This window comes from Paenibacillus sp. GbtcB18 (genome assembly GCF_019091125.1).
Lineage (GTDB): Bacteria > Bacillota > Bacilli > Paenibacillales > NBRC-103111 > Paenibacillus_F > Paenibacillus_F chitinolyticus.
Genome location: NZ_JAGXJX010000002.1, coordinates 1,063,626 through 1,086,764, shown reverse-complemented (window position 1 = coordinate 1,086,764; position 23,139 = coordinate 1,063,626). Strand labels below are relative to the sequence as shown.

Genomic DNA, 23,139 nt, shown 5'->3' with positions numbered 1-23,139 from the left:
CCAGAACAACAACCAGAACAACAACCAGAACAACAACCAGAACAACAACCAGAACAACAACCAGAACAACAACCAGAGCAACAACCAGAACAACAACCAGAACAACAACCGTCCTAAGCCTTCCCAAGCGGCCGAAACTCCGGCTTCGCGAACCGGTCCGGAATCTTCCGAATAATTCAGAGTACCAGACAAAAGCAAAACCCTCTGTTCCACCTTATTTAGGCATAAGGTGGAACAGAGGGTTTTTATGTGTGTGCCCTTTTCGCAGAGAGCTTGACTGGAAAAATCAGTTTGCTTTGTTCGCTTTTTGTGCCAGGCGGACCAGCATGTGAGCGAGCATATGACGCTCTTCGTCACGGCCTACATTCCAGAGCTCTCTCAGCAGATTTTCCTCCGCATTGCGGGGCTCTTCGTGGGCGGCCAGGTAGCCTGCTACTTTCTCGGCCGTTTTGGCGAGCTGCTCTTCACCCAGACCGAGGCTTTCACCCAGGTGGACGCGGCTTCCGAGGTAAGATTTGAACTCCTCGAAGTTTTTCAGAATCTGATCTTTCTCACCCGAATCCATGCGATTCATGACATCATTTACTTTCCCTGTATCCAAAGTTCCGTTTTTGTCGACCATGTGATTTTGTTCTGTCATCGTTAACGCCTCCTTGTATAAGGTTCGTATAATGTTACAAGACATCCTTACCCTCAGGTTTTCAGGTTGAATCGGTTCGAACATTTTTTCCGGGCGCATATCGCATTGGCTTACCGTTGGGCATTCTTGTGGTTAAGAACAGCGGTATCAATCATCGCCCCAGGTATATACCCGGCTTTGAGCATTCTCCTTGCTTTTTTATATAGTTCTCGTAAATGCCGGTTTATGAAAAAGCGAAGGATGAGCATGGTATTCTTCGTCTTTTTTTATTACCCATAAAAAGAAGATCAAGATCACTGAAGAAATCAAACCTTTAATCTCGTGTCCCTTCGCTATAACCGCCTCACGCTCATCGGCCTCCTCGAAATGATCCATGCCGCTGCCAGTAACGCAAGAGCAACTAAAATCCCTGATTCTCCCGTCCAGAGGAGGACATTCTCGCCTTTGGAGAATAAATCGAAGACATTTTGGATCACGGCATTCCAGGAGGCGTGCAGGAAGAACGCAGGCCATATACTGCCCGTTGTTAGCCGCAGACGCCCGATAATGTAACCGAAGGAGGTGACCGAAATCATAAATAAAAAAGCGGAGAGAGCAAGGTAGGGACCGGAATAATAATTCCCGGCAATCATCAAGGGCAGATGCCATAATCCCCAGATGATCCCGCTGGTCAGCATCGGGTAGGGAACGCGGGCGTCGATCAGCCTAGTGAGCATATAGCCCCGCCAGCCAAGCTCCTCACCGACACTGCCGATGAGGCCGGCGATTGTGCCGACAACCATATGCGCGAGCAACATTCCCAGAAATATAACGATAGGTGGAGCTTTTATGTACGTATCGGGTGTGACGAATTGGACCAGTCCCGTAATCCAGGCAGTTCCGTACGCAAACAGGCCAATGACTACAGGAAACAGCAGTATAGAAGGCAAAGTCTTCCATGTCTTCCGTCCTCCGACCCGCAGGGAAATATCCGCTATGCCTTCACGCAGCAGCAAACGGGTGAAAATGGAGGACAAGCCCGGCGTCCACATCAGGAACAGGACAAAGATCGGGGATTTCATAGTCAACACATAGCCTAGCATGGAAAGAGGGATGAGCATGGCGAAGAAAACAAGAAGTCCCTTCCTGGCAAAACGAATACGTTCCTTCTCCCCATCTGATCCTCTGACGGACGTGCTGCCAAAGCTAGTTTTCATGATTGCAGCCCCCTTTTCAAGGTATGTATAACCATTTAGAAGTATAGCAATCACTCCGCCTTGATCATAACGAGCTCAAGTCCAGTTTTTTCCTAGGCTGCAGCCTAGTACGAATGAGAGTACAGCTTGGACGGCTCACGTTAACGTAATCAACCATTTTGCCGAGCGGCGGAGAGATTCGAGAATACCCGGATGGAGTGATACGTCCATGCTGCAGCTCCTTTGCCGGCTCCTTAGGCGAGGCCGGCCGGAGCGACACAATAGCACAAAAAAACGGGACGTTCCGGCAGCGTAAACTTGCCGGGAACGTCCCGTTCGCTATTTGCGGGAGCCGATCTGGGGCACCCGGGAAAAACATTATTGAAATTCGTGGCCGATGAACGCTTCGCGGACCCGGTTCCAGAACGGGAACGGGCGGTAGCGGGCGAATTTCACCTTCAGGTTCGGGCTCACCCGGCACCGGATCGATTCCACATCGCTGCGCTGCACATATTGATAATCGAACGCCAGGTAAACCGGATGCTTCGATTTGGGGTAAATGTCGCAGTGGTGATGCATCGGAAGCAGCATCGGCGAGCCGAGCGTCCGGTAGACGCGGTTGTTGATAGACGCAATCTCGGCAATCTGGATCGCGGCCAGAGACGGATGCACGATGGCGCCGCCCAGACTTTTGTTGTAAGCGGTGCTGCCGGAAGGGGTGGACACGCAAATGCCGTCACCGCGGAACATCTCGAACATTTCATCGTTGATGTCGACTTGGGCGACAAGGGTGTTCTCGATTCCTTTTAACGTGAATTCATTTAAAGCCAGACGCTGCTCTACACCTTGGGAAGAATGAATTTCAATTTCCAGAATAGGGTATTGAACAATGCGCATGTCCTGATTGATTTCTCCGTTATGCATAAGCTCTACCAGGTAATCGAGTTGGTCGGGTTTCCAGTCGGCAAAGAAACCGAGATGCCCGGTATGAATGCCCACAAAAGAAATACGGTCCAGTTTATCCGCAAATTGGTGGAAGGCGATCAGCATAGTGCCGTCCCCGCCTATGGATACAACAACCTCGGGTTCCTGCTCGTCGAGCTCCATGCCGTATTGTCCGGCCAATTCGTGAAAACGGCGGGCCAGACCGGCGGATACATCATCCTGACGCTGCACTAAGAAATATTTCAACACGGTTCCTCCTAAGAAGATGTTTGTTCGCAATAGGTATCAATGAGATTCAATGACGAAAGGGGAACGTCATGAAATTCAATGCCGACGCGATAAGAATCGCTGCTGAAGGGCGTGCTGCTCCGAACTTCGCCTGTCAGGAGAAGCGGAGCTTCAACTTCAGGCAAATGGAAAGATAATTCCAACATTAGGGATTCGATCATTCTGTGCGAAGTGATCATAGAAGTGCCGCTTCGGCTGATTTCCAGTAGCTGCCCTATAAAGGCGGGCGTGTCCTCGGCGGAATTCTGCCGGGTTCCGATCACACGACAAGTGGCGTTCGTGTGCGGAGGCAGAGGCTTCCTGATGTGTCTGCGGTTTTGATAGGAGTACAGCTCCTGCGGAGAGACGAGCTTCAGCACGCAAGAGGAGACTTCCGGGTCAAGCTGTACAAGATCGACAAAAGAATAATAATTGATCCCCTGATCCTGGAAGGAGAATTCGATAAAAGAAATCTGCTCCAGCTTATCAAGCGGATTGGCGGAATCAAAATATACATGCACCGAAAAAAAGTCCAAACCGGCTTCGCGCAAAAACACGCGGGTTTCCAAGCAAAAGGGCTGACCATCGGCGTTTTCTCCGACAATGATCAGCTTGCACTCCGTATTCGGTACGAGAATATGTTGGGTCAGCGCATACGTCCAATTCATCATTATCACCATGGTTCCATGCGGCGGCATCCAGATTAGGTACACTCATTCATAACGAACCTTCTTTTCTCATAATAATCAATTACGGCGGATAACACAATGCTTAGACTCTGTAAAGCTTTACAGGAAAGAGCAGGGGCGGGGAAGCTTGTTTGCCCGGATGCCCAGTCTTCGCCGTTTCCGAGTCGAAGGCTGGGGGTTCTTACGATGCGGCAAGGCTTCCGGAGCCGCGGCTGACGGTTCACTTTTTGTATGGCCGCTTCATAAGATGAATTGACAGAATATTCTTTCAAACGGTTCGTTTCAGGAAGGAGTGAAGAAGATAAAGCGAGAATAAAATAAACAGGGAACCGGCGAAGACAACGAACGCGAGCGGGAAAAGCGTCAGCCATCCGCTACCGCCGTCCGTTCCGAATTTTCCGGCAGGCAGGGCGTTCTCCAGAAGAACTCCGATGGGCCTCATCGGTTTCCACAGCACAAACACAAGCAGCGAAGCGAGTAAACTATGCAGAATGCGGGCCGTCAAAAATGGCGCATAACGCATGTTCGTCTGGCTCAGGACGCTCACGATCTGGGCATGAACGGATAGCCCTCCCCAGGAAAGAATAAAGGCGGCCGCGGCTGTCTTGAATACGAGCAGGGTCGAATCGTCCATGCCGCCTGCCGCTTTGGCGCCGAGTGTAACTTCGAACGTGCCTCCGATCAGCGCATCCGAGAGGGCCGGAGGGAGCTGAAGCAAGTTCAGGAACATGCGCAGCAGGCCGGAGAGCATGTGAATGACACCGCTCATGGTCAGCATTTCAAGCACAACGGAGAAAAAGACCACGAGGCTGCCCAGCAGAAAAATCAGGTTCAGCGAATTCCGAACCCCTTGGGCCAGCAAAGTGCCGAAAGGCCGTCCGTCTTCCAGCCGTGCCTTGTGCATCGCTTTGAAGGCGCGGGCCCAGACGGACGAACGATTGCCTGCGGCAGCACGCGGAGCGGGCGATGAAGGAGCTCCTCTTCCATGAAACCTCATCAGAAAGCCGACAAGCAGGGCGCCCCCGTAATGGGCGGCCGCGAGTACGGCGGCGAGGGACGCGTCATGGAAGAAACCGACGCAGACGGCTCCGATGAGGAAGATGGGATCGGAGCTTGTCGTGAAGGCGACAAGGCGCTCGCCTTCCTCCCGGTTGACGAGCCTGTCCTTCCAGAGCTGCGAAGTCAGCTTCGCTCCGACCGGATACCCGGAGGCGAAGCCCATGGCCACCACGAATCCGCCGATTCCGGGTATACGAAAAACGGGACGCATCATCGGATCGAAGATCATGCCGAAAAAGTGGACGATTCCGAATCCGAGAAGCACCTCGGAAATAACGAAGAAAGGGAATAAGGCCGGAAAGAGCACGCCCCACCAGATGGCGACGCCGTGAACCGCGGCCGCGAGACTTTCGCGGGGATAGGCGACCATAAGCGCAGCGATGCCGATGATCAGTACACACAAAGGAATAAGGGCAAAGACGGAACGCCTTGACATGGGGTTTGTACACCTCCTCCCTAACGTATATGTGCGGAGGGAGAGAAACATGCTTTCTGTAAGCGTATACTTAGTTTTTCGAAAACACTGGAAGTTGAACTTAAGTATGGTACAATGGTACTAAACCTGGTTTTTCATCCTGTAACCGTGGGAGTGAAACTTATGGCTGGAGTAATTTCTGGACTGCTGGTATGCTTTTTTGTTTACGTGATAAGGGAAGCCCTTATAAATGCGGCGGAAGACGATCTGGAAGGATATTGAGCCGAGCAGTCAGGTCTGTTTAGCGCCGGTGTCCTCAGGTTGTTCCGTGCCGACGATTTTAGTTGCCAAAGGATGACCTCAGCATGAATATCGATGATTCAACGACAACGCTGTACGAGCGCATGGGCGGGGAGCCTGTCCTTCGCAGGCTGGTGGAAGCCTTCTATCCGAAGGTACAGGAGAATCCGCTGCTCGGTCCTCTATTCCCGGAGGATATCCGTCCGGTGATGGAGAAACAGATTCAGTTTCTCACCCAATTTTTCGGAGGGCCCATGCTTTATACGATGGAGCACGGACATCCGATGATGCGGGCGCGCCATATGCCTTTTCCCGTTACGAGAGAAAGGGCGGATGCCTGGCTGTCCTGCATGCGCGAGGCTGCCCGGGAAATCGGTCTTCCCGATGATTTGGCGGGGATTCTGCTTGCAAGATTGCAGGCGCCGGCTTATCATTTCGTGAATCAGGAGTAAGGGGAAGAACACGTCCGGCAGGAATGCTTCTCTAGTCCCCTAAAATTTCAAAACGCTTATTGAAACACGCATGCTGTCTTTCGCATGGTACTTCAATAAGCGTTTTGTTGTTCCAGGAGCGCAGGGTCCGGAGATTCGCTGCACAGGGTAATCCTGTTTTTACCCGTATTTTTGGAGATATACAGGGCACGGTCCGCTTCATCGATCAGCAGCTGCAGATCCGCAGCGGCATCCGCGGCGGCAGAAATGCCGATCGAAACGGTGACGGGCGTCGTTTCCGTATGCTCGAACGGATGAGCCGCAACGGCAAGCCGGATTTTCTCGGCATATTCCCGCAGCTTGACGGGATCGGTCTCCGTGCTCATCAGGATGAATTCTTCGCCCCCGTAACGGGCGATATAATCGTGCTCCGCGACCGCATTCTTGAGCAGGCGTCCCGTTTCCCGGAGAAGCTGATCCCCGTGAAGGTGGCCCCAGCAGTCGTTATACTGCTTGAAATTGTCGATGTCGATCATAAAAATGGAAACCGCACGAAAGCCGAGCGTACGACCCGCTATTTCAAAAAAGCTCCTCAGATTCGGGAGCCCCGTTAGCAGATCCTGGCTTGCCTTCATTTCGAGCTTGCGCTGGTTCAGCCACTTGGCGTTTTCGTCGTTGCTCATCCCGATTAGGAGGCAGACGGAGACAGCCGACACGGCGGACATAAACAGCAGCGGGTACGATTCGCTCAGCGCGTGTCCTCCCGTATGCACGGCCGCGTAAATGACGACCTGGGTGAGAAACAGGAGCACGCTGATTTTCAAACCGGCCCGGATCGGAATCGGCTTGCTGCCGGTTCTGAATTCCGAACGATGAAAGCCCGAACTGAGAACAGCCGGGATAATCAAGCTTTGCAATGTCTGCATCATCCACATGGAATCTTCCGCCGTCACAAAGGAATAGATCGTGGGGAGCAGGGTGGAGAAGAGGGCGTTGCCGAGCCCGTAGCGGAGCCCCGCCATGACGACGGGAAGGTAGCGCAGGTCTACGGCGCCCGTATCCAGCGAGAGCGGCTGCTGCATGAGCAGAATGCAGGCCAGGCCCGTCAGTACGGGTGAAGCTATTTTTTCGTAATTTTCAAAAAAATGCATGCGCTGAATTTTAAGCGCCAGATAGCTGAGGGTGACCAGGGTACAAGCAATGGTGAGGGCAACCAGATATTCACTCAAGCGGAACCACTCCTCGTTATTGCAATGGATGGCTCGTCTTACCGTTTTCTGAAAGGCCGGTCCGCAAGCAAATAATCCGTGTCCGTGTCCACCAGCGTCACTTTCTCACGGCAGCAGGGAAACACGAGAAGTCTTTTCTTGCCTTCATGGATCGGAAGTAAGTCTTTAGTCCTTAAAGGCAGGAGAACGTTAGATTGGCTGCAGAACGGGCATTCGGCTACATAAATATCTTTCAAAACGGTTTCATAAGGCCATGTATGACTAAAAGGAAGCATCATTTTACTTCGTTTCACTTTCGGAATCCGGCGCCGGATCCTTATCGGGCTTGGACGAAGCGAGCTCGGCCAGCTTTTGCAGCAGGATATGCTGGGGCATGTGCATCAGGTGCTCGAGCGGTACGCCCAGGTGCTTGGCAAGCTTCACCGCCGTGTCCGGAGAAATGTTCAAGGGTTTCATTAGACCTATCCTTTCTTCGGGAAAAATGGTTCTTTTTATCTATTGATAGCATATTTCTTAGGAAGAAGCAATTGCGTGAATAAACGGTCCCTCCTCCATACTGTATCCTATTGAGTGACCTCTCACAACAAGGCGGAAGACCCTTCTTTTGTTTGCAGGAAGTTTATGGTTTAATGTTACCGTAGGTCAATTTAGTCTTTACCCTCTAATCGGAAAGGTGGATTACACATGCATACACCGTTGAATCAGACCTGGGATCTGGACGTATTTTTCCCGGGCGGAAGCGAATCTCCCCAGTTTGCCTCGTTTCTGAACGACCTGGACGGCGATATCGCCGCATTCCGCGCCAGTCTCGAGAAAGCGTCGTCTCCTCAATCCGCCGGCGATTCGGCTGGCTTTAAGGCTCTAATAGATCAGTATCAGGGCATCTTAAAACGAATTCGTGAAGCGGATTCATTCGTAGGCTGCCTCGCGGCCGATAATCAGAAGGATAAGAAAGCCGTCCAGCTCGGCGGTAAAGTGAAAACGCTCTATGCCGATTTCCTGGCATCCCTGACCCGTCTGGACCCCGTTATCACGGGAACGCCGGATGACGTCTGGAGCGCTCTGCTTGAGCAGGAAGGACTCCGCGAGATCGCGTTTTCCCTGAACGAGCGCAGAACGCAGGCGAAAGAGAAGCTTCCGCCGGAGCAGGAAGCGCTGATCAGCGATTTGGCCGTTGACGGTTATCACGGCTGGAACGACCTGTACAATACGACGGTGAGCCAGTTCCGCATGGTGGTGGAAGAGAACGGCGAGCGCCAGGAGCTGTCCGCTGGCCAGGCTTTTAACCGCCTGCATACGCCGGAGCTTGCGAAGCGCACCGAGCTTTTCAGCCGGTGGGAGGAAGCATGGGCCGAGAAAGCCGACTTTGCGGCGGAAGCTCTTAACCATATCGCCGGCTTCAGGCTGCAGGTTTACAAACAGCGCGGCTGGGATTCCGTACATAAAGAACCGCTTGAAATCAACCGCATGAGCAAGCGGACGCTGGATGTGATGTGGGACGTCATTACCCGCAATAAGGGCGTGCTCGTCGATTATCTGAACCGCAAAGCACAGCTGCTGGGCCTTGAAAAGCTGGCGTGGGCGGATGTGGATGCGCCTCTGGAAGGCGGAACGAAGACAGTCGGCTACGACGAAGGCGCCAAGCTGATCGTCGACCAGTTCCGCGACTTCAGCCCGCGTCTGGCGGACTATGCCGCGCAGGCGTTCGAGAACCGCTGGATCGAAGCGGAAGACCGCGCAGGCAAGCGCCCGGGAGGTTTCTGTACGTCCTTCCCGCTGGCGAAGCAGACGCGCATTTTCATGACCTACAGCGGAACGCTGAACAACCTGTCCACGCTCGCTCACGAGCTCGGCCACGGCTTCCATCAGTATCTGATGGATGATATGCCGGCGCTGGCCCAGGAATACGCCATGAACGTGGCCGAGACGGCTTCCACATTCGCGGAGCTGATCGTCTCCGACGCGGCTGTAAAAGCGGCCGTCAGCGACGACGAGCGTATCGTCCTGCTGGAAGACAAAATTCAGCGCGCGGTCGCGTTCTTCATGAACATTCACGCCCGCTTTATTTTCGAGACCAATTTCTACGACGAGCGCCGCAAAGGCCTCGTAAGCGCAGACCGCCTCAGCGAGCTGATGGTCCAGGCGCAGAAAGAAGCGTTCAACGATTCGCTCAGCGCTTATCACCCTCATTTCTGGGCGGCGAAACTGCACTTCTACGCGACGGATGTGCCGTTCTACAACTTCCCGTATACGTTCGGTTTCCTGTTCAGCGCGGGCATTTATGCGCGTGCGCTCGAAGAAGGAACCGCGTTCGAGGACAAATACGCGGCGCTTCTCCGGGATACCGGCAGCATGACGGTCGAAGAGCTGGCTCATAAGCATCTCGGCGTCGATCTGACCCAGCCGGATTTCTGGCAGAGCGCGGTCGATACCGTTATCGAAGACGTGAACGAATTCATGCGCCTGACGGAAGGCAAAGTGAAGTAAAACCGTTTCTTGCAGCCAAAAGAACCTTCAAATCCACCATTCGTGGATTGAAGGTTCTTTTTACATGAACACCCGGCGGACCGGAAGTAAACGTTCTCAAAATTTAAAAATTTGAATTGTCTGCTCCAACTGTTTAACGGAACGCGTCATTTGCTCGCACCGGCTCACCATTTCGAGAACGCCGCTGATCTGCTCGTTCATCGAAGCGGACACTTCCTCCGTTCCCGCAGCGGACTGCTCGGTAATTGCGGAGATGTTCTCCATCGTTGCGGAAATTTGACGTGCGCCTGCCAGCATACTGTCACTCTCTCCGGCAAATTCTCCGATCCGGTCGGAAATAAAACGGACGGCGTTAAAAATATCGGAGAAAACGGCTTCGGTATCCTGGATCAGCTCCGTCTGTCTGCCGACGGCTTCCTCATTTACTTCGATATGAGACAGTGCCTGGCGAATGCCGGATTCGATGGCCGTGACCAGCCCGAACACTTCCCTCGTCTGGGTGGTCGCTTCTTCGGCCAGCTTCCTCACCTCCTGCGCAACTACGGCAAATCCCCGCCCTTGTTCCCCCGCTCTTGCCGCTTCTATGGACGCGTTCAGCGACAAGAGATTGGTTTGTTCGGCAATCTCCGAGATCGCCTTGGTGATTTTGGAGATTCCTGCCGTTTGTTCCGCAAGGGTGCGGATTGTGTCGGAAACGCGCGCGGTAGCTTCGACATTTCTTTTCATGCCCTGCCCCTGTATTTCGACAGCTTCACGGCCTTTGTCGACGAGCGACAGCATTTGCTCGGAACGGGCATTCATCGTTTGGGTCGACCCCGCAAAGTTCGAAACCTTCTGCTCGATATCTTTCGTAGATACGGAGATGGTGGAGACTTCTTCCGAAATCTGTCCGGCTCCCGAGGCGAGTTCCTGGGCGGAAACTGTCACCTGCTGAAGAACGTCCTTGAGCTGCAGGTTCTGGGAATAGATGCTTTGGCTCGTATCGGCAACTTGTCTCGTGATGGCGCCGGTTTCGCCCAAAATGCCGCGCAGCTTGTCGATCATGCTGTTGAAGGAACGTCCGAGATCGCCCAAGGCATCGTCTGTTGTCGCATCCACCTTGCGGGAGAAATCGCCTTTGGAGATGTTGAGAGCCGCGCGGGTAAGGTCCTCGACAGGTTCCGTAAGCGCTCTCTCAAACCAGCGGACGAAAGGGAAACTTGCCGCCAGCATAACCGCGAGAAAAATAAAGCCGATCCAGCGGTTGGAACCGGGAAGCAGGAGAAGGAGAAGCAGCGCCGCGGAATAAACGGCGATCAAGCCGTAACAGCCGGCCAGCAGCTTGCTTTTAAAGGAGAGAGACGACCAGTTCTTCATACATAACGCTCCTATAGACAGAATAAATTCAAAATGTAACATATTTCCTGCGGCCATTATATCATCGGGTTTTATAAGGGTCTATAGTTTTATTTGGTGTAAAATAAGTGAGTGAAAAGACCTAAAAAAGAAATAGGGACATAGGTCCAAAAATAAATTTCCGATTAATTTTTTGCAGGAAAGATCATATGAAATGTGACTTTTAGGCGGATTTTAGCGAGAAAAAAATTGAAAAAAATAAAAGTAATGTAAAATTATGTTGTATTAGATCTAAAGACACATTATACTGTGGCTACATGCCTAGAATATACAAATTCATACAATTTTCAGAGGGACATTAGGGGGAAAATCATGATTATTGAACCGATTTCATTGGTACGTCAAGTTGAAATTGTATTTACCGAGCTTCGGGAGGAATTGAGCGAGTTAAACTCGGGAACGGTCTTTTTGCAGATCCGCAACAATGCGGTCGGAAAGTTCGGCGTCCGGCATAATCCTCTCGAAGGAAGGGACGGGGTTGTGCAGAAGAGCGGGACGGGTCTGACGGAATCCCAGTGGCAGGCTTTCCGGAAGCTTGCGCTGGATTCTTTGAGGTACAAAGTGAATTGGACCCACGGGGAAATTACGTTTGATTTCACGGTAAAGAAAGAAACGCTGTATGCCAGCGTCATGTTCGAATCGAACTATAACATGTCCAGCCTCATCCGCGGATAAAGACGTTCAAAACAAGAAAAAAGGTGGCTGTTTCGGCCACCTTTTTTGGTCGTGCTTAAGTATGTTTGAATCAGACGATTAACGTCCCAATTTGCCTGCCAGCTGCTGCTCGGCGATTTGAACCAGTCTGCGAGTGATGTGTCCACCGATCGCGCCTGTGTCGCGAGTAGCCATGTAACCGTAGTAGCCGTCTTGAGGGATTTGAATACCAAGCTCTTGAGCGACTTCGTATTTCAGTTGGTCCAAAGCTTGGTTAGCTTGTGGAACAACCAGTGTGTTGCTGCTGCGGGATTGTCCTGTACCCATTTCATATCACCTCCTTCGGTAATGGGTAGTATGAACCGTTTTGTTAAAAATACTCATGCTGAAAAAAATATTTTACTTGTCGAGCATTGTCTGGATAGAGGTGTATAAATAGGTAGAAAAAGTCGAATGCGTCGAAAAAGTAAAAGAAAAGAGGTCTTTCCAAAGGGCGGCAGGGGGGCTTTATGAAGGGGCGGAACCCCGGCGTTTTGTGATAAACTATAGGCCGGGGATCGGACAAACATTCGCAAGCTTGTCCGGAACGTCCCCTTTGTATGGAAAGGAAGGGAAGTATGGCCGAGAAAAAGTTTTATGTGGTATGGGTGGGCAGAACCCCGGGAATTTATTCGACTTGGGCCCAGTGCAAGGAGCAGACCGATGCGTTCCCGCAGGCCAAATACAAGTCGTATCCCACGGAAGCCGAGGCGCGGGCCGCTTTCGAACGCGGCTGGCAGAAGTCGCTCGATTTCGGAGCGAAGAAAAAGTCCGCGGGAGCGGGAAGTTCCGGGAAATCCGAGGCGCCTCCCGAAGTGGACTATGACAGCATTTCCGTCGATGTGGGCTGTTCCGGTAATCCCGGAATCGTGGAATACAAAGGCGTGGATACGAAGACGGGCGAAGTGATTTTTTACAGGGGGCCGATTTCCAAAGGGACGAACAATATGGGGGAGTTTCTCGCCATTGTTCATGCTCTCGCCTATCTGAAAAAGCAGGGTAGCAGCAAAACCATTTATACGGATTCGATGACCGCCCTCAGCTGGCTCCGCAAAAAAGAGGTCGCTTCCAATCTGGTCAGGGATGCTTCGACGAAAGAAATATGGACCTTGGTAGACCGCGCGCTTGAGTGGATACGCACCAACACATACACCAATAAAATCGTGAAATGGGACACTAAGAAGTGGGGAGAAATCAAGGCCGATTTCGGCCGTAAATAAGTCAGGCTCTTAGTCCGGAATGTTTTCCGGGCTGAGAGCTTTTTTAGTTCGCGCGCAAGAAGGACGCCTCGGAGCCTGCGCAAGTGCGCCTAAAATTTTCGTTGACGAAAAGAAGGACGTACAGTATGATATGCCTTAATCCAACTGGAATACTTGGATTAAAGAGAACTTTTACACAGAAAATGAACAACGGGGGAGAGGGAACTATGAAAGGGATACGCAAAGTTGTCCATGTTTTCACTATGATGATTCTGATCGTCGGTCTGGTGGCGGCATGCGGCAAAGCAAACACGGAGACAACTACGGGATCGGCTGCGCAGACACCTGGCGCTTCGCCGGCTGGCGGTGATAAAGCTAATGCCTTGGCAGGCAAGAAAGTCGCGCTGATTATGCGTCAGAATCTGGGCACCTTCTCGGCTCAATACGTGGAAGGCGTGAAGGAGCAGGTTACCAAGCTTGGCGGTACGGTAACGGTGATTCCCGCGGACGGCGATCTGACGAAAATGGCTTCCAACCTCGATGCGGCCGTCAACCAGAAATTCGATGGTATTCTGCTCGACCACGGAACACCGGATGCCCTTCAGAACGGCATCAATAAAGCCGTGGAGAAGAAGATTCCGATCGTCGCATTTGATTCCAACGTCAAAGGACCCGGCATCGTGGCACTGGAGCAGAACGACCAGAAGCTGGCCGAACTGACGCTGGAGCAGCTCGGTAAAGATGCCGGCGGCAAGGGCAACATCGTCAAGGTGTGGGTGGCAGGTTTCCCCCCGATGGAGAGCCGCCAGATTGCCTACAAAGCTTTTATGGATAAGAACAAAGATATTAAAGAGATCTCGACGTTCGGCAACGCGCAGAACCCGGCTTTGGATACGCAGGCGCAAATGGAAGCGATCTTGAAAAAGTATCCGAACAAAGGCGATATTACGGCCGTATGGGCGGCTTGGGACGAGTTCGCCAAAGGCGCAACGCGCGCCATTCAGCAGGCGGGCCGCACGGAAATTAAAGTATACGGCATCGACATGAGCGACGAGGATCTTCAGCTCATTCAGGATGCGAACAGCTCCTGGGTAGCTTCGGCCGCTGTCGATCCGAAAGATATCGGACGCATTCAGGTCCGCTACCTGTATCAGAAGCTTCACGGGGATCAGACTCCGGAGAAAGTGGTCCTGGAGCCGGTATTCGTCTCCCGCGACCAACTGCCGAAAGACAAGAAAGTTACGACGGCGGAACTCAGCCAGTATGTGCAAGGCTGGGGCAACAGCCAGCAAGGTTACACCGATTGGCTTAAGGAAGCCGAGAAACAGTCGGGCAAATAAGAAGAACACGCGAAATCCCATCGGGTTGTTGACGATGGGATTTTGAAAGTTCGGGGAGGAGTACGGTTCATCATGACGACGACTTCACTATCCGTGCTGCGGATGAACGGCATAACGAAAACATTTCCGGGCGTAAAAGCGTTGTCGGAAGTGGATTTTGAAGTGAAAGGCGGCGAAATTCACGGACTTCTGGGGGCCAACGGGGCGGGAAAAAGCACGCTCATGAAGATCCTGTCCGGCGCGTATACCGCGGACGGGGGAACGATCGAAATCGACGGAAAGCCCGTGCCGATTTCTTCGCCCAAGGATGCGATGCGGCAGGGGATCTTCTGCGTGTATCAGGAAGTCGACACCGCGCTCGTCCCGGAGCTAACGGTGGCGGAGAACGTGCTGCTGGACAGCGTTGCGCACGGGAGCGCCTGGCTTCGCTGGAGCACACTGAACCGGGAAGCGGGGAGAATCCTCGATTCGATAGGCTCGGACATCCCGGTGAAGCTGAAGGTATCGCAGCTGACCATCGCGCAGAAGCAGCTCGTGCTGATCGCACGGGCGGTGGCTCATGCGGCGAAGTGCGTCATTTTCGACGAGCCGACGGCTCCCCTCAGCCTCGAAGAATCGGAGCAGCTATTCGCGATTATGGAACGGCTGAAGGCCAACGGCGTCGGATGCGTATTTATTTCGCACCGGCTTGCGGAAGTGACCCGGCTGTGCGACCGGATCACGGTCATGCGGGACGGAAGCCGCGTGCTGACGAAGGCCGCCCAGAGTACCAGCCACGGCGAAATCATTGAAACGATGCTCGGCAAGACGTTCGCCGAGGAGTTTCCCAAGCTGCCGGCGGACCTGGGCGGGACGGTGCTGGAGGTCCGGGGGCTGCGCCGCGGGACGAAGGTGCGCGGGGTCGATTTCACGCTTCGCGAGGGCGAAATCCTCGGCATCGTGGGCCTGGTCGGCGCCGGCAAAACCGAGCTGAGCCGGCTGCTCTTCGGAGCCGACCGCGCCGACGGCGGCGATGTCCTGCTGCGCGGCAAACGGCTGCGGCTCCATGAGCCGGAGGATGCCGTACGCGCAGGCGTGGTGCTTGTGCCGGAGGAGCGGCGCAAGCAGGGCGTGCTTGTGGAGGAATCGGTCCAGCGCAACTTGTCGCTGCCGATTCTCCGGAGACTGAGCGCCGGCGGATTCATCCGCAGGCGCGAGGAGCGAGGCCACGCCGAGCGGCTGATCGGCCGGCTCGGGGTGAAGCCGCCGCAGCCGGAGCGGCCTGTGAAGCACCTGAGCGGCGGCAACCAGCAGAAGGTGGCCGTAGGCAAGTGGCTGCCGACGGACGCTTCGGTGTACATGTTCGACGAGCCGACGAAGGGCGTGGATGTCGGCGCGAAGAGCGACATTTTCCGGCTGATCGGACAGTTGGCGCAGGAAGGCAAGGGCGTTATCTACCTGTCCTGCGAAATCGCCGAAATTCTGGGGATCGCCGACCGGATTCTCGTGATGAGCTACGGCCGGATCACAGGCGAACTCAGCCGCGAGGAAGCCACGGCGGAAGCCATTTTATCTTATGCCAGCGCAGGGGAGGCCGAACACGTTGAAAGATAAAGCACTGGACGTTTCGTTCCGCTACGGGACACTTGTCGTCATCGCCGCGGTTTTTGTCTTTTTTTCCATTACGAACCCGAACTTCTTAAGTTATGATAATATTTTTGATATTTTGCGTTCCATTTCTATCGTTACGTTTGTGGCGATCGGCGTCACGCTGTCGCAGATTGTCGACGGATTCGACTTGTCTGTCGGCTCTACCGTTTCCATTACGACCGTCGTGGCCGCTTCGCTGATGGTCTGGTACGAGCAGCCCCTGATTGTGGTTTTGCTGGTGCCCCTGGCGATCGGCATCGGAATCGGCCTGCTCAACGCCTTCCTTATTGTGAAGGTGCGCATTCCCGACTTGCTTGCCACACTGACGGTGATGTATATCATCGCAGGGGTGCACAAGACGTACACCAAAGGGTTTTCGGTCTACAACAACATGCCGATGCCCGACGGAACGACGGCAAAGGGTATAGTGACGGAAAGCTTTAAATGGCTGGGCCAGGGAAAAATTATCGGCCTGCCGGTTCCCGTCGTCCTGATGATTATCGCGGTAGCGGCCGTCCATATTTTCCTCACGTACACGCGCTGGGGCCGTCAGCTCTATATTACGGGAGGCAACCGCGAAGCCGCCCGGTTGTCCGGAATCGGCGTAAACCGGGTGCGGACGGCCGCCTACGTGCTCTCGGGTCTTTTCGCCGCGATAGGGGGAATCCTGTATGCGGCCCGGATCGGTTCGGGCCAGATCGACGCGGGGGCTCCGCTGCTTATGGAAGCGGTGGCGGCCGTGTTCGTGGGGTATTCCGTCCTGGGCGCGGGCAAGCCCAATGTAATCGGCACTTTCTTCGGAGCGGTGCTGATCGGCATCCTGCTCAACGGCCTGACGATGCTGAACGTGCCGTACTACTCGTTCGATATCATCAAGGGGGGCGTGCTTCTTGCGGCGCTTGCCGTTACGTTCGTTCACTTGAATCGCCGGCGTCAATAGGGCCGGCACGAACAAGAGACCTTGAAGGAAATCCTTCAAGGTCTTTTTTTGAAAATAAAGCGGCTCTTCCGAACCCCATCGTCAGGAAGATTTTAGTTGACGGTGGACAGATTGAGCGTATAATTTTTTCTTGTATCGACATTCAGGAAAGCCGGAGTTACTTTAACGAAAAAAGTAGTCCCGGACGCGCCGCCGTTCAGCGTAACCGATCCGTTGCCGCTTGCGGAGGACTGGTAAACAGGCACACCCAGCGGGGACAGTGTATATAACGTAATGAGGTAAGGATAGCCGGAAGGAGACGTTAGCGTGACTTTGTGTACGCTGCCGGCCGGAACTTGGTCGGACCACCAGTCTCTGTCGAGCGATCCGCTCAGTTTGCCGTAGTTGTCTCCTTGGGACAAAACATTGGCGGTTGTGTAAGTATCGTTAGGCTCGGTTTCGGTGTTAGCGTAAGCGGAAGAGGCTCCTAAGGTCAGCAGGAAAAGAAGCGTGAGGACGATAATTTTTTTCATGAACGACACCTCCAGGTTATAATAAATGATAGGTTGGCCAACCTATCTTAAAAAATAACATATATAGGCAAAAATGTAAATTTAGTATTTGTAAAATACCCGTTTCTCATTGCCTCGAGGTTAAGCTCTACAAGCATAAAAAAACAGCCAGTCCCGTTTATCAAAAGGGAGGCTGCTTTTACAACTTTCGGATTCTATCAAACTTTCACTTCCCGGAGGTTTAGAAAAACCGATTGTTAGACAGGATGTATAAAGAGAGAACGTCATACCCGTTTTCCGTTCGTCGCGGTGCAAACAAGCCGACTAGAGCCTCATGTACAGCAGCCAACTCAAACTTCCGGCAACCGCGCCTGTCGCCACAGCGATCCAGAACCAGCCGTTGTGCAGCATTTGCCGCACAAATGCAGGAAGTTTCCGCATAAAACCGCCTCCTTTTTCATACTTTTTATCATAATCGCAAGGGCAGGACCGTGCGGTCCACAAATTTTGCTGAAAATTATGAAATACCGGAACCATCCCCCCGTCTTTTCGTTATATAGTAGAGAGAGTTAGAGCGGGCGGAAAGGCCCCCGAGTTTTGAGAGGATAGGAGCACACCATATGTTTACCAAACAATATTTTCAAAGCAAAGGTTTCCGGAGAATTTTGATCTTCGCCCTGCTTGCCCTTATTCTTTATGCTATGCAGAGCATGATCAATCTCATTCTGCTTACGTTCATCTTCGCTTTTCTGATGGACCGTATGCAGTCGTTCGTTTCATCCAGGCTGAACCGGTATATGAGAGTGGACCGGCGCTGGATCGTTGCGATTCTGTACGTGGTTATTCTGGCGCTGCTGGGGATCGGGATGTACAGGTATTTGCCTGTCGTGGCCGTCCAGGTATCGCAGGTCGTCAGGCAGTTGTATGAATTTTATACGCAGCCGCAGGACAATGAAGTGCTCAGCTATATCATCAACCTGATTAAACCTTACATTGAACAGACCGAGCTCTCGAAGTATATGAATCAGGGATTCGGCTTTGTGTTCAAATCGGTGACCGACATCAGCAAAGTGCTTGTGCAGGTGTTCATCGCCCTGCTCCTCAGCCTGTTTTTCCTGCTCGAGAAGCCGAGAATCATCCGTTTTACCGCGAAGTTCAAAGACAGCAAAATCTCGGCGTTTTACGAAGAAGTGGCCTATTTCGGCAGCCGTTTTGTCCACTCTTTCGGTAAAGTGCTGGAAGCTCAGTTCCTCATCGCGCTCGTAAACGGCGTTTTGTCCGTCATCGCGCTGTGGATTCTCGGTTTTCCTCAGCTGTTCGGCCTCGGCCTGATGATTTTCCTGCTGGGCCTCGTCCCCGTGGCGGGCGTCATCATATCCCTGATTCCGCTCTGTACGATTGCTTACAGCATAGACGGGATCATGATGGTGGTATATGTGCTTGTTCTGGTCGCGGTTCTCCACGCCCTGGAAGCTTATATGCTGAATCCGAAGCTGATGTCCGCCAAAACGAACCTGCCCGTGTTTTACACCTTCATCGTCCTCATCTTCTCCGAGCATTTTATGGGCGTATGGGGACTGATTATCGGGATTCCGATCTTTATGTTCCTGCTGGACGTACTGGATGTGACCCGGGAAAAAGAACCCGTTGCTTAAACCCAAAAGAGCAAGCGTCCCTTAAAGGGATGTCTTGCTCTTTTGAATTATGCTGCCGCCAACCGGTCAGCCGTCAAACTCGATGTGATTCCTAAGCTCCGTCGGGCCCATTCGTTCCGGTTTATTCGACCCCCGAATCGGATCCGCCTGATCGTGTTTTGAACCGGAGGAGCGCAGCTGACGAAAACGGGTGTTGAAAAAGTGAGTCGTCTATGATATAATATGTAATTGTATTGTTAAACCCTCTTTTTTAGTTCCTCTTTTATGAATAACATTCCTCCACCGAATCAAATTCCAACAACCCTAAGAATTTGTTTACCGTGTTACTTGATTCACACTGGCGCGGTCATCGGAGCCGCAAGGATGAAAGAGAGGCAGGGCTTTCATTGTTTTAGGAACACTAATTGGTCATTTCTTTATTCAGAGATCATTAGGAACTAGAAAACAAGGCCGTTTCTTCGAGCCTTCTATACGAGCATACTCACGACATTTTCTATAGAAACGGCAATGGGTTTCTTTCCGCCATAGTAGCCATGGCACAAGGAAGAAGCAGATGGACACATAACCGCTACAGGCAGTAAAACGAACATACGAAAAACCCGTCAGCATGGCTGGCGGGTTTTTTCGGTTTCCGGTTGTTTTTGCGGTGCTCTTTTTTATCTCAGCAGTCGCTCTCAAATGAATTTGAAACGGCGTTTCAACAGGAAACGAAGAACGAAGTAAACGATCGCTCCGCCAAGAAGGAAAGCAAGGCCATAGGCATATAAGGACGCGCCGTTTTGCTGGTATTGATAATAGGGGGCCGTGAAATCTTTGCCGACCATCCCGGCAAAGCAAGCTCCGCAAATTACGGCTCCCCACAAAAAGTAAGGTTCCAGAAAGGGAAAAAGAATCGCTTTGCCGTTGTTTTCCGGTTTGTTTTTCGAATAAGCGTACAGCCCGGCTCCGAGGAAAATCAAGATGTAAAACGTGCATATCACGAACAGATAAAGCGAAGTCGGTGAATAACTGCCGTCCGTAACGAGAACCTGAGGGCTTAAATAATGCCAATAGTATCTAATAACCGGGTTTAATAGCTCTCTGTATCCGGGCCAATAAACGGATAAGAAAGAACTTAACATGCTCTTTAGGCCCATCGGAAGTACGCCGGCAACCAGGGACAGAAGAATTTGAGCCAAAGCCCCGCCCGTGAACGTTCCTGCAAACAGGACAAGGGTATACCAAGCGGTTAATATAAGGGTCGAACGAAAAACTTCACTCACGTGGACGGACAGAGTGAAATAGTCATGGTAAGGCGACAAGAGAATCACGCTTACATCCAGTGCGTTCGTAAACAGAACCGATCCGAGGATAAAAAGGACGCCCAGCAGCCATTTGTTTAAGTAAATTTGAGTGCGTTTGAACGGGAGCGAGAAGGTGAAATCCTGGTGAAGGCCGCGCCGCTCCATGCCGATAAGCAGGACTGCGACTCCCAGCGCCAGAACGGCAAGCGCAATCCGGTAGTGGGTAAATTCAGAACCAAAAAAATATATCGAGGCGGTATCCGAGCCCTTATTGTTAAATAGCAGCTTCCATTTAATGTTCCCTGGATTAAAAATCAATTCGTTCATCCGGTTGAAAACCTGAAACAGAAACCCCGCCGCAGGCATAAGCCACAGGAGCAGCTTGGCTTGCTTGTAGTCTTTTTTCCACAGCGCTTTAGACAGCATGTTCGTCATCCTCTCCCAGACGGTACTCAAATACATCCTCCAATTGGATGGAAAGCCGGTCGACCAGCAGAGGGTTCAGGTGTTGGAGGTGTCGGAGAGTTTGCCCGGAATCATCCTGGAGCAGGAGGAGCGTATAAACGCGGCCCACATGGCTCACGACTCTCACCTGAGGCAGATTCAGGAAATCCCCGGGAGGCTCTCCATTGAATACGACCTGCAGCTTATGCAGGGCTCCTTTGGTTTCCTCCAAAGAGGAGGCGGACTCGAGCTTTCCTTCCCGGATCATGATGACCGTGTCCGCGATTCGCTCCAGTTCCAGAAGCTGATGGGATGAAATGAGAACGGACGTGTTCCCGCTCGCGACTTCTTCGACCAGGAAGGAAAGAACTTGCTTGCGGACGATTGAATCCAAGCCGTTCATGGGTTCATCGAGGAGAATAAGGCTGGCTTTCGATGAAAAAGCGAGAAGCAGGCCTATAAGCGCCTTCATGCCTTTGGAGAAGGTGCGGATTTTTTTGTGCTCCGGAAGCTGAAATCTGCGAAGCTGGTCCGCAAAATAAGCCGGATCGAAGTCGGGATAGGCGAGACGATAAAGATCCGCGCATTCCTTGGCCGTGTAGCCTCCCAGCATATCAAGGGAATCCGGGACATATACGATATTCCGTTTGGCATCGGGATGCTCGTGAATCGAACGGCCTTCCCAATGGACTTCTCCGTGGTCCGGGTCCAGAATACCGGCAAGGGTTCGGAGCAAGGTGGTTTTGCCGGCCCCGTTGCGGCCGACTAGCGCGGCGATGGAGCCTTGGCCGAGCCGGAATCGAACATCTTCGAGGACCGGACGTCCGTCGATGCGTTTGCTGAGTGCTTCCACGTTTAGCATAAGGGATACTCCTTTACTCCTTGATTTCTTTGTAAAATTGTTCGGTCCAGTCTTTAACCTGATCGGCCCTGATTCCCAGATAAGCGGCTTCGACAAGAAGCTGGCGGAAAGTGGAGCGGAACTTCTCAAGACGCTCTTTTTCCATGCCCGGTGAAGACGGCTTGGCGACAAAGGTGCCTTTACCGCGCAGCGTTTCGATGATGCCCTGGCGTTCCAGTTCCTGGTAAGCCTTGCCGACCGTATTCGGATTGACGAGGACCGCGGCGGAGAGTTCCCGGACAGAGGGCAGACGGTCTCCCTGCTGCAGCGCCCCTTTGAGTATGAGTTCTTTCATTCCTTGTATGATTTGTTCGTATATGGGAAGTTCGCTTCGCTCGTTGATTTTGATCATCGAAGGAGGCACCCCTTTCTTGGCGGTAAGTAGGATGAAGAACGCGTGATGTCGTTAAGCAAGGTAAATTCTAAAGTGTACTATTTATCATAGTACACTTAGTACAATAAAGAAAATGAAGAGGTTTTGTCAACCCGGATTTTTCCGGAGCTTTAACGGTGCTGAAGAAGAAAAATTGGCGTTTTTGGCCTTCCGGCCGGAGACATGTTAAGATCATGTACAAACGAAACCGGAGAAAGGAAAAGGAAACACGATGGACCTTAATCCGAAGATGACTCGCAGAGCCTTTCTGGCAAAAGGCAAATTTCTGATAGGCGCTTTGTTGGCAGCCCCTTTTGTTTCCTACGGATATGCACGGTTTGCCGAACCGCACTGGATCCGCACCAAGCATGTCCGGTTGGAGCTGGAACGGCTGCCGCAGGCGTTCGATGGCGTACGTGTCGTCCAGTTCAGCGATGTTCACGTCGGACCCTATCTGGCGCCCGGAGATCTGCCGCAGCTTGTGGACATGATCAACGCGCTGAAGCCGGATTTGCTGTGCTTCACCGGCGATTTGTATGATTACCGCGTGTACGACGGTTCCTTAGTCAGTCAGGCATTGACGGCACTCAAGGCTCCGCTGGGTAAATTCGCGGTGCTCGGCAATCACGATTATTACGGATCGCCGGTGGAGACGGAGAAGGTGCTGAAGCCGGGAGGCTTCGAGCTGCTCACGAACCGTTCCGTCGCGGTTAGCAAAGATAAGGCGCTGATCCGGGTGGCCGGCGTCGATGACATGTGGGAAGGGCGCCCCGATCTGGACCGGGCGCTGAAAGGCGTACGCCGAGACGACTTCGTACTCCTGTTGTCCCACGCCCCGGATTTCGCGGATATCGCGCTGGAAGCGCCGGTTGATATGCAGCTGTCCGGGCACAGCCACGGGGGGCAGGTGCGCCTGCCGTTCTACGGCGCGATTACGACACCAATGTATGGGCGCAAGTATGTCGATGGCTTGTACAAACTCGGCGGAGGCAAGCTGCACGTGTACACGAACCGGGGCATCGGCATGACGATGCACCCCGTCAGGTTCTGGTGCCGGCCTGAGCTGACGGTGTTCACGTTAAAGAAACGCTTGTAACTCCGTAGAGTTCGCCGCAGCAGGCTTCAGCGGAGTATCGCTCAATTTGACCGAATACGGGCT

23 protein-coding genes are annotated in these 23,139 nt (G+C 52.7%); 9 read left to right on the top strand and 14 right to left on the bottom strand.

Features of this window, described 5'->3' with window-relative positions:
* Nucleotides 1-286: 286 nt before the first annotated feature.
* From KVT34_RS10285 to ylbJ, 5 genes are all read right to left on the bottom strand, one after another.
* Nucleotides 287-640: a DUF3243 domain-containing protein gene (locus KVT34_RS10285; protein WP_217558468.1), complete on the bottom strand. Its 354-nt coding sequence runs from the start codon at nucleotides 638-640 to the stop codon at nucleotides 287-289.
* Nucleotides 641-972: 332 nt separating this feature from the next.
* A complete protein-coding gene (locus KVT34_RS10280) occupies nucleotides 973-1,836 on the bottom strand; it encodes a CPBP family intramembrane glutamic endopeptidase (RefSeq protein ID WP_217558467.1) in 864 nt (287 codons plus the stop codon).
* A gap of 357 nt (nucleotides 1,837-2,193) precedes the next feature.
* Nucleotides 2,194-3,006 carry an NAD kinase gene (locus KVT34_RS10275; RefSeq protein ID WP_042233573.1) on the bottom strand — a complete coding sequence of 271 codons (813 nt, stop codon included), beginning with the start codon at nucleotides 3,004-3,006 and terminating at the stop codon, nucleotides 2,194-2,196.
* Between the two features lie 11 nt (nucleotides 3,007-3,017).
* Entirely contained in the window at nucleotides 3,018-3,698 is a 681-nt protein-coding gene (locus KVT34_RS10270; protein WP_254634672.1) for a PilZ domain-containing protein, read from the bottom strand.
* A gap of 286 nt (nucleotides 3,699-3,984) precedes the next feature.
* Nucleotides 3,985-5,211: a sporulation integral membrane protein YlbJ gene (ylbJ, locus tag KVT34_RS10265; RefSeq protein ID WP_217558466.1), complete on the bottom strand. Its 1,227-nt coding sequence runs from the start codon at nucleotides 5,209-5,211 to the stop codon at nucleotides 3,985-3,987.
* A gap of 344 nt (nucleotides 5,212-5,555) precedes the next feature.
* On the opposite strand from ylbJ, the gene KVT34_RS10260 reads away from it, so the two are divergent.
* A complete protein-coding gene (locus KVT34_RS10260; RefSeq protein WP_042233566.1) occupies nucleotides 5,556-5,942 on the top strand; it encodes a globin domain-containing protein in 387 nt (128 codons plus the stop codon).
* 92 nt (nucleotides 5,943-6,034) lie between these two features.
* Here KVT34_RS10260 and KVT34_RS10255 read toward each other — a convergent pair whose 3' ends face one another.
* The 3 genes from KVT34_RS10255 to KVT34_RS10250 are packed head-to-tail and all read right to left on the bottom strand — an operon-like array spanning nucleotide 6,035 to nucleotide 7,606.
* On the bottom strand, nucleotides 6,035-7,150 hold the full coding sequence (locus KVT34_RS10255; protein WP_217558465.1) for a GGDEF domain-containing protein: 1,116 nt from the start codon (nucleotides 7,148-7,150) through the stop codon (nucleotides 6,035-6,037).
* A gap of 38 nt (nucleotides 7,151-7,188) precedes the next feature.
* Nucleotides 7,189-7,425, bottom strand: a complete 237-nt coding sequence (locus tag KVT34_RS31770; protein WP_231392066.1) for a hypothetical protein — start codon at nucleotides 7,423-7,425, stop codon at nucleotides 7,189-7,191.
* A 4-nt stretch (nucleotides 7,426-7,429) separates the two neighbouring features.
* Nucleotides 7,430-7,606 (bottom strand): YycC family protein, encoded by a 177-nt coding sequence (locus KVT34_RS10250; RefSeq protein ID WP_084706668.1) that lies wholly within the window; start codon nucleotides 7,604-7,606, stop codon nucleotides 7,430-7,432.
* Between the two features lie 228 nt (nucleotides 7,607-7,834).
* Between KVT34_RS10250 and KVT34_RS10245 the strand changes: the two genes are divergently transcribed.
* Nucleotides 7,835-9,637, top strand: a complete 1,803-nt coding sequence (locus KVT34_RS10245; protein WP_217558464.1) for a M3 family oligoendopeptidase — start codon at nucleotides 7,835-7,837, stop codon at nucleotides 9,635-9,637.
* A gap of 96 nt (nucleotides 9,638-9,733) precedes the next feature.
* Here the strand turns inward: KVT34_RS10245 and KVT34_RS10240 are convergent, their stop codons facing one another.
* Entirely contained in the window at nucleotides 9,734-10,993 is a 1,260-nt protein-coding gene (locus KVT34_RS10240; RefSeq protein ID WP_217558463.1) for a methyl-accepting chemotaxis protein, read from the bottom strand.
* 351 nt (nucleotides 10,994-11,344) lie between these two features.
* On the opposite strand from KVT34_RS10240, the gene KVT34_RS10235 reads away from it, so the two are divergent.
* Complete coding sequence (locus KVT34_RS10235; protein ID WP_217558462.1) at nucleotides 11,345-11,707, top strand: O-methyltransferase; 363 nt, start codon at nucleotides 11,345-11,347, stop codon at nucleotides 11,705-11,707.
* A 78-nt stretch (nucleotides 11,708-11,785) separates the two neighbouring features.
* Here KVT34_RS10235 and KVT34_RS10230 read toward each other — a convergent pair whose 3' ends face one another.
* Nucleotides 11,786-12,013, bottom strand: coding sequence for an alpha/beta-type small acid-soluble spore protein (locus KVT34_RS10230; RefSeq protein WP_217558461.1), 228 nt, complete (start codon nucleotides 12,011-12,013; stop codon nucleotides 11,786-11,788).
* 290 nt (nucleotides 12,014-12,303) lie between these two features.
* On the opposite strand from KVT34_RS10230, the gene rnhA reads away from it, so the two are divergent.
* The 4 genes from rnhA (at nucleotide 12,304) to KVT34_RS10210 (ending at nucleotide 16,833) form a co-directional block, all read left to right on the top strand.
* On the top strand, nucleotides 12,304-12,945 hold the full coding sequence (gene rnhA / locus KVT34_RS10225) for a ribonuclease H (protein WP_217558459.1): 642 nt from the start codon (nucleotides 12,304-12,306) through the stop codon (nucleotides 12,943-12,945).
* 206 nt (nucleotides 12,946-13,151) lie between these two features.
* A complete protein-coding gene (locus tag KVT34_RS10220; protein WP_217558458.1) occupies nucleotides 13,152-14,264 on the top strand; it encodes a sugar ABC transporter substrate-binding protein in 1,113 nt (370 codons plus the stop codon).
* A 72-nt stretch (nucleotides 14,265-14,336) separates the two neighbouring features.
* Nucleotides 14,337-15,857: a sugar ABC transporter ATP-binding protein gene (locus KVT34_RS10215; protein ID WP_217558457.1), complete on the top strand. Its 1,521-nt coding sequence runs from the start codon at nucleotides 14,337-14,339 to the stop codon at nucleotides 15,855-15,857.
* On the top strand, nucleotides 15,847-16,833 hold the full coding sequence (locus KVT34_RS10210; RefSeq protein WP_217558456.1) for an ABC transporter permease: 987 nt from the start codon (nucleotides 15,847-15,849) through the stop codon (nucleotides 16,831-16,833). The genes KVT34_RS10215 and KVT34_RS10210 overlap by 11 nt, the downstream gene beginning before the upstream one ends.
* Nucleotides 16,834-16,925: 92 nt before the next feature.
* Here KVT34_RS10210 and KVT34_RS10205 read toward each other — a convergent pair whose 3' ends face one another.
* Complete coding sequence (locus KVT34_RS10205) at nucleotides 16,926-17,345, bottom strand: hypothetical protein (RefSeq protein WP_217558455.1); 420 nt, start codon at nucleotides 17,343-17,345, stop codon at nucleotides 16,926-16,928.
* A gap of 599 nt (nucleotides 17,346-17,944) precedes the next feature.
* On the opposite strand from KVT34_RS10205, the gene KVT34_RS10200 reads away from it, so the two are divergent.
* A complete protein-coding gene (locus KVT34_RS10200; protein ID WP_217558454.1) occupies nucleotides 17,945-18,979 on the top strand; it encodes an AI-2E family transporter in 1,035 nt (344 codons plus the stop codon).
* Nucleotides 18,980-19,653: 674 nt separating this feature from the next.
* On the opposite strand, the gene KVT34_RS10195 is transcribed toward KVT34_RS10200, so the two are convergent.
* From KVT34_RS10195 to KVT34_RS10185, 3 genes are read right to left on the bottom strand one after another with little or no spacing between them, the layout of a single operon-like run.
* Nucleotides 19,654-20,718, bottom strand: a complete 1,065-nt coding sequence (locus KVT34_RS10195) for a hypothetical protein (RefSeq protein ID WP_254634671.1) — start codon at nucleotides 20,716-20,718, stop codon at nucleotides 19,654-19,656.
* Nucleotides 20,678-21,568 carry an ABC transporter ATP-binding protein gene (locus KVT34_RS10190; RefSeq protein WP_217558453.1) on the bottom strand — a complete coding sequence of 297 codons (891 nt, stop codon included), beginning with the start codon at nucleotides 21,566-21,568 and terminating at the stop codon, nucleotides 20,678-20,680. The genes KVT34_RS10195 and KVT34_RS10190 overlap by 41 nt, the downstream gene beginning before the upstream one ends.
* A 13-nt stretch (nucleotides 21,569-21,581) precedes the next feature.
* Nucleotides 21,582-21,959 carry a GntR family transcriptional regulator gene (locus tag KVT34_RS10185; RefSeq protein ID WP_217558452.1) on the bottom strand — a complete coding sequence of 126 codons (378 nt, stop codon included), beginning with the start codon at nucleotides 21,957-21,959 and terminating at the stop codon, nucleotides 21,582-21,584.
* A 253-nt stretch (nucleotides 21,960-22,212) separates the two neighbouring features.
* Between KVT34_RS10185 and KVT34_RS10180 the strand changes: the two genes are divergently transcribed.
* On the top strand, nucleotides 22,213-23,076 hold the full coding sequence (locus tag KVT34_RS10180; RefSeq protein WP_217558450.1) for a metallophosphoesterase: 864 nt from the start codon (nucleotides 22,213-22,215) through the stop codon (nucleotides 23,074-23,076).
* Nucleotides 23,077-23,139 lie beyond the last annotated feature (63 nt).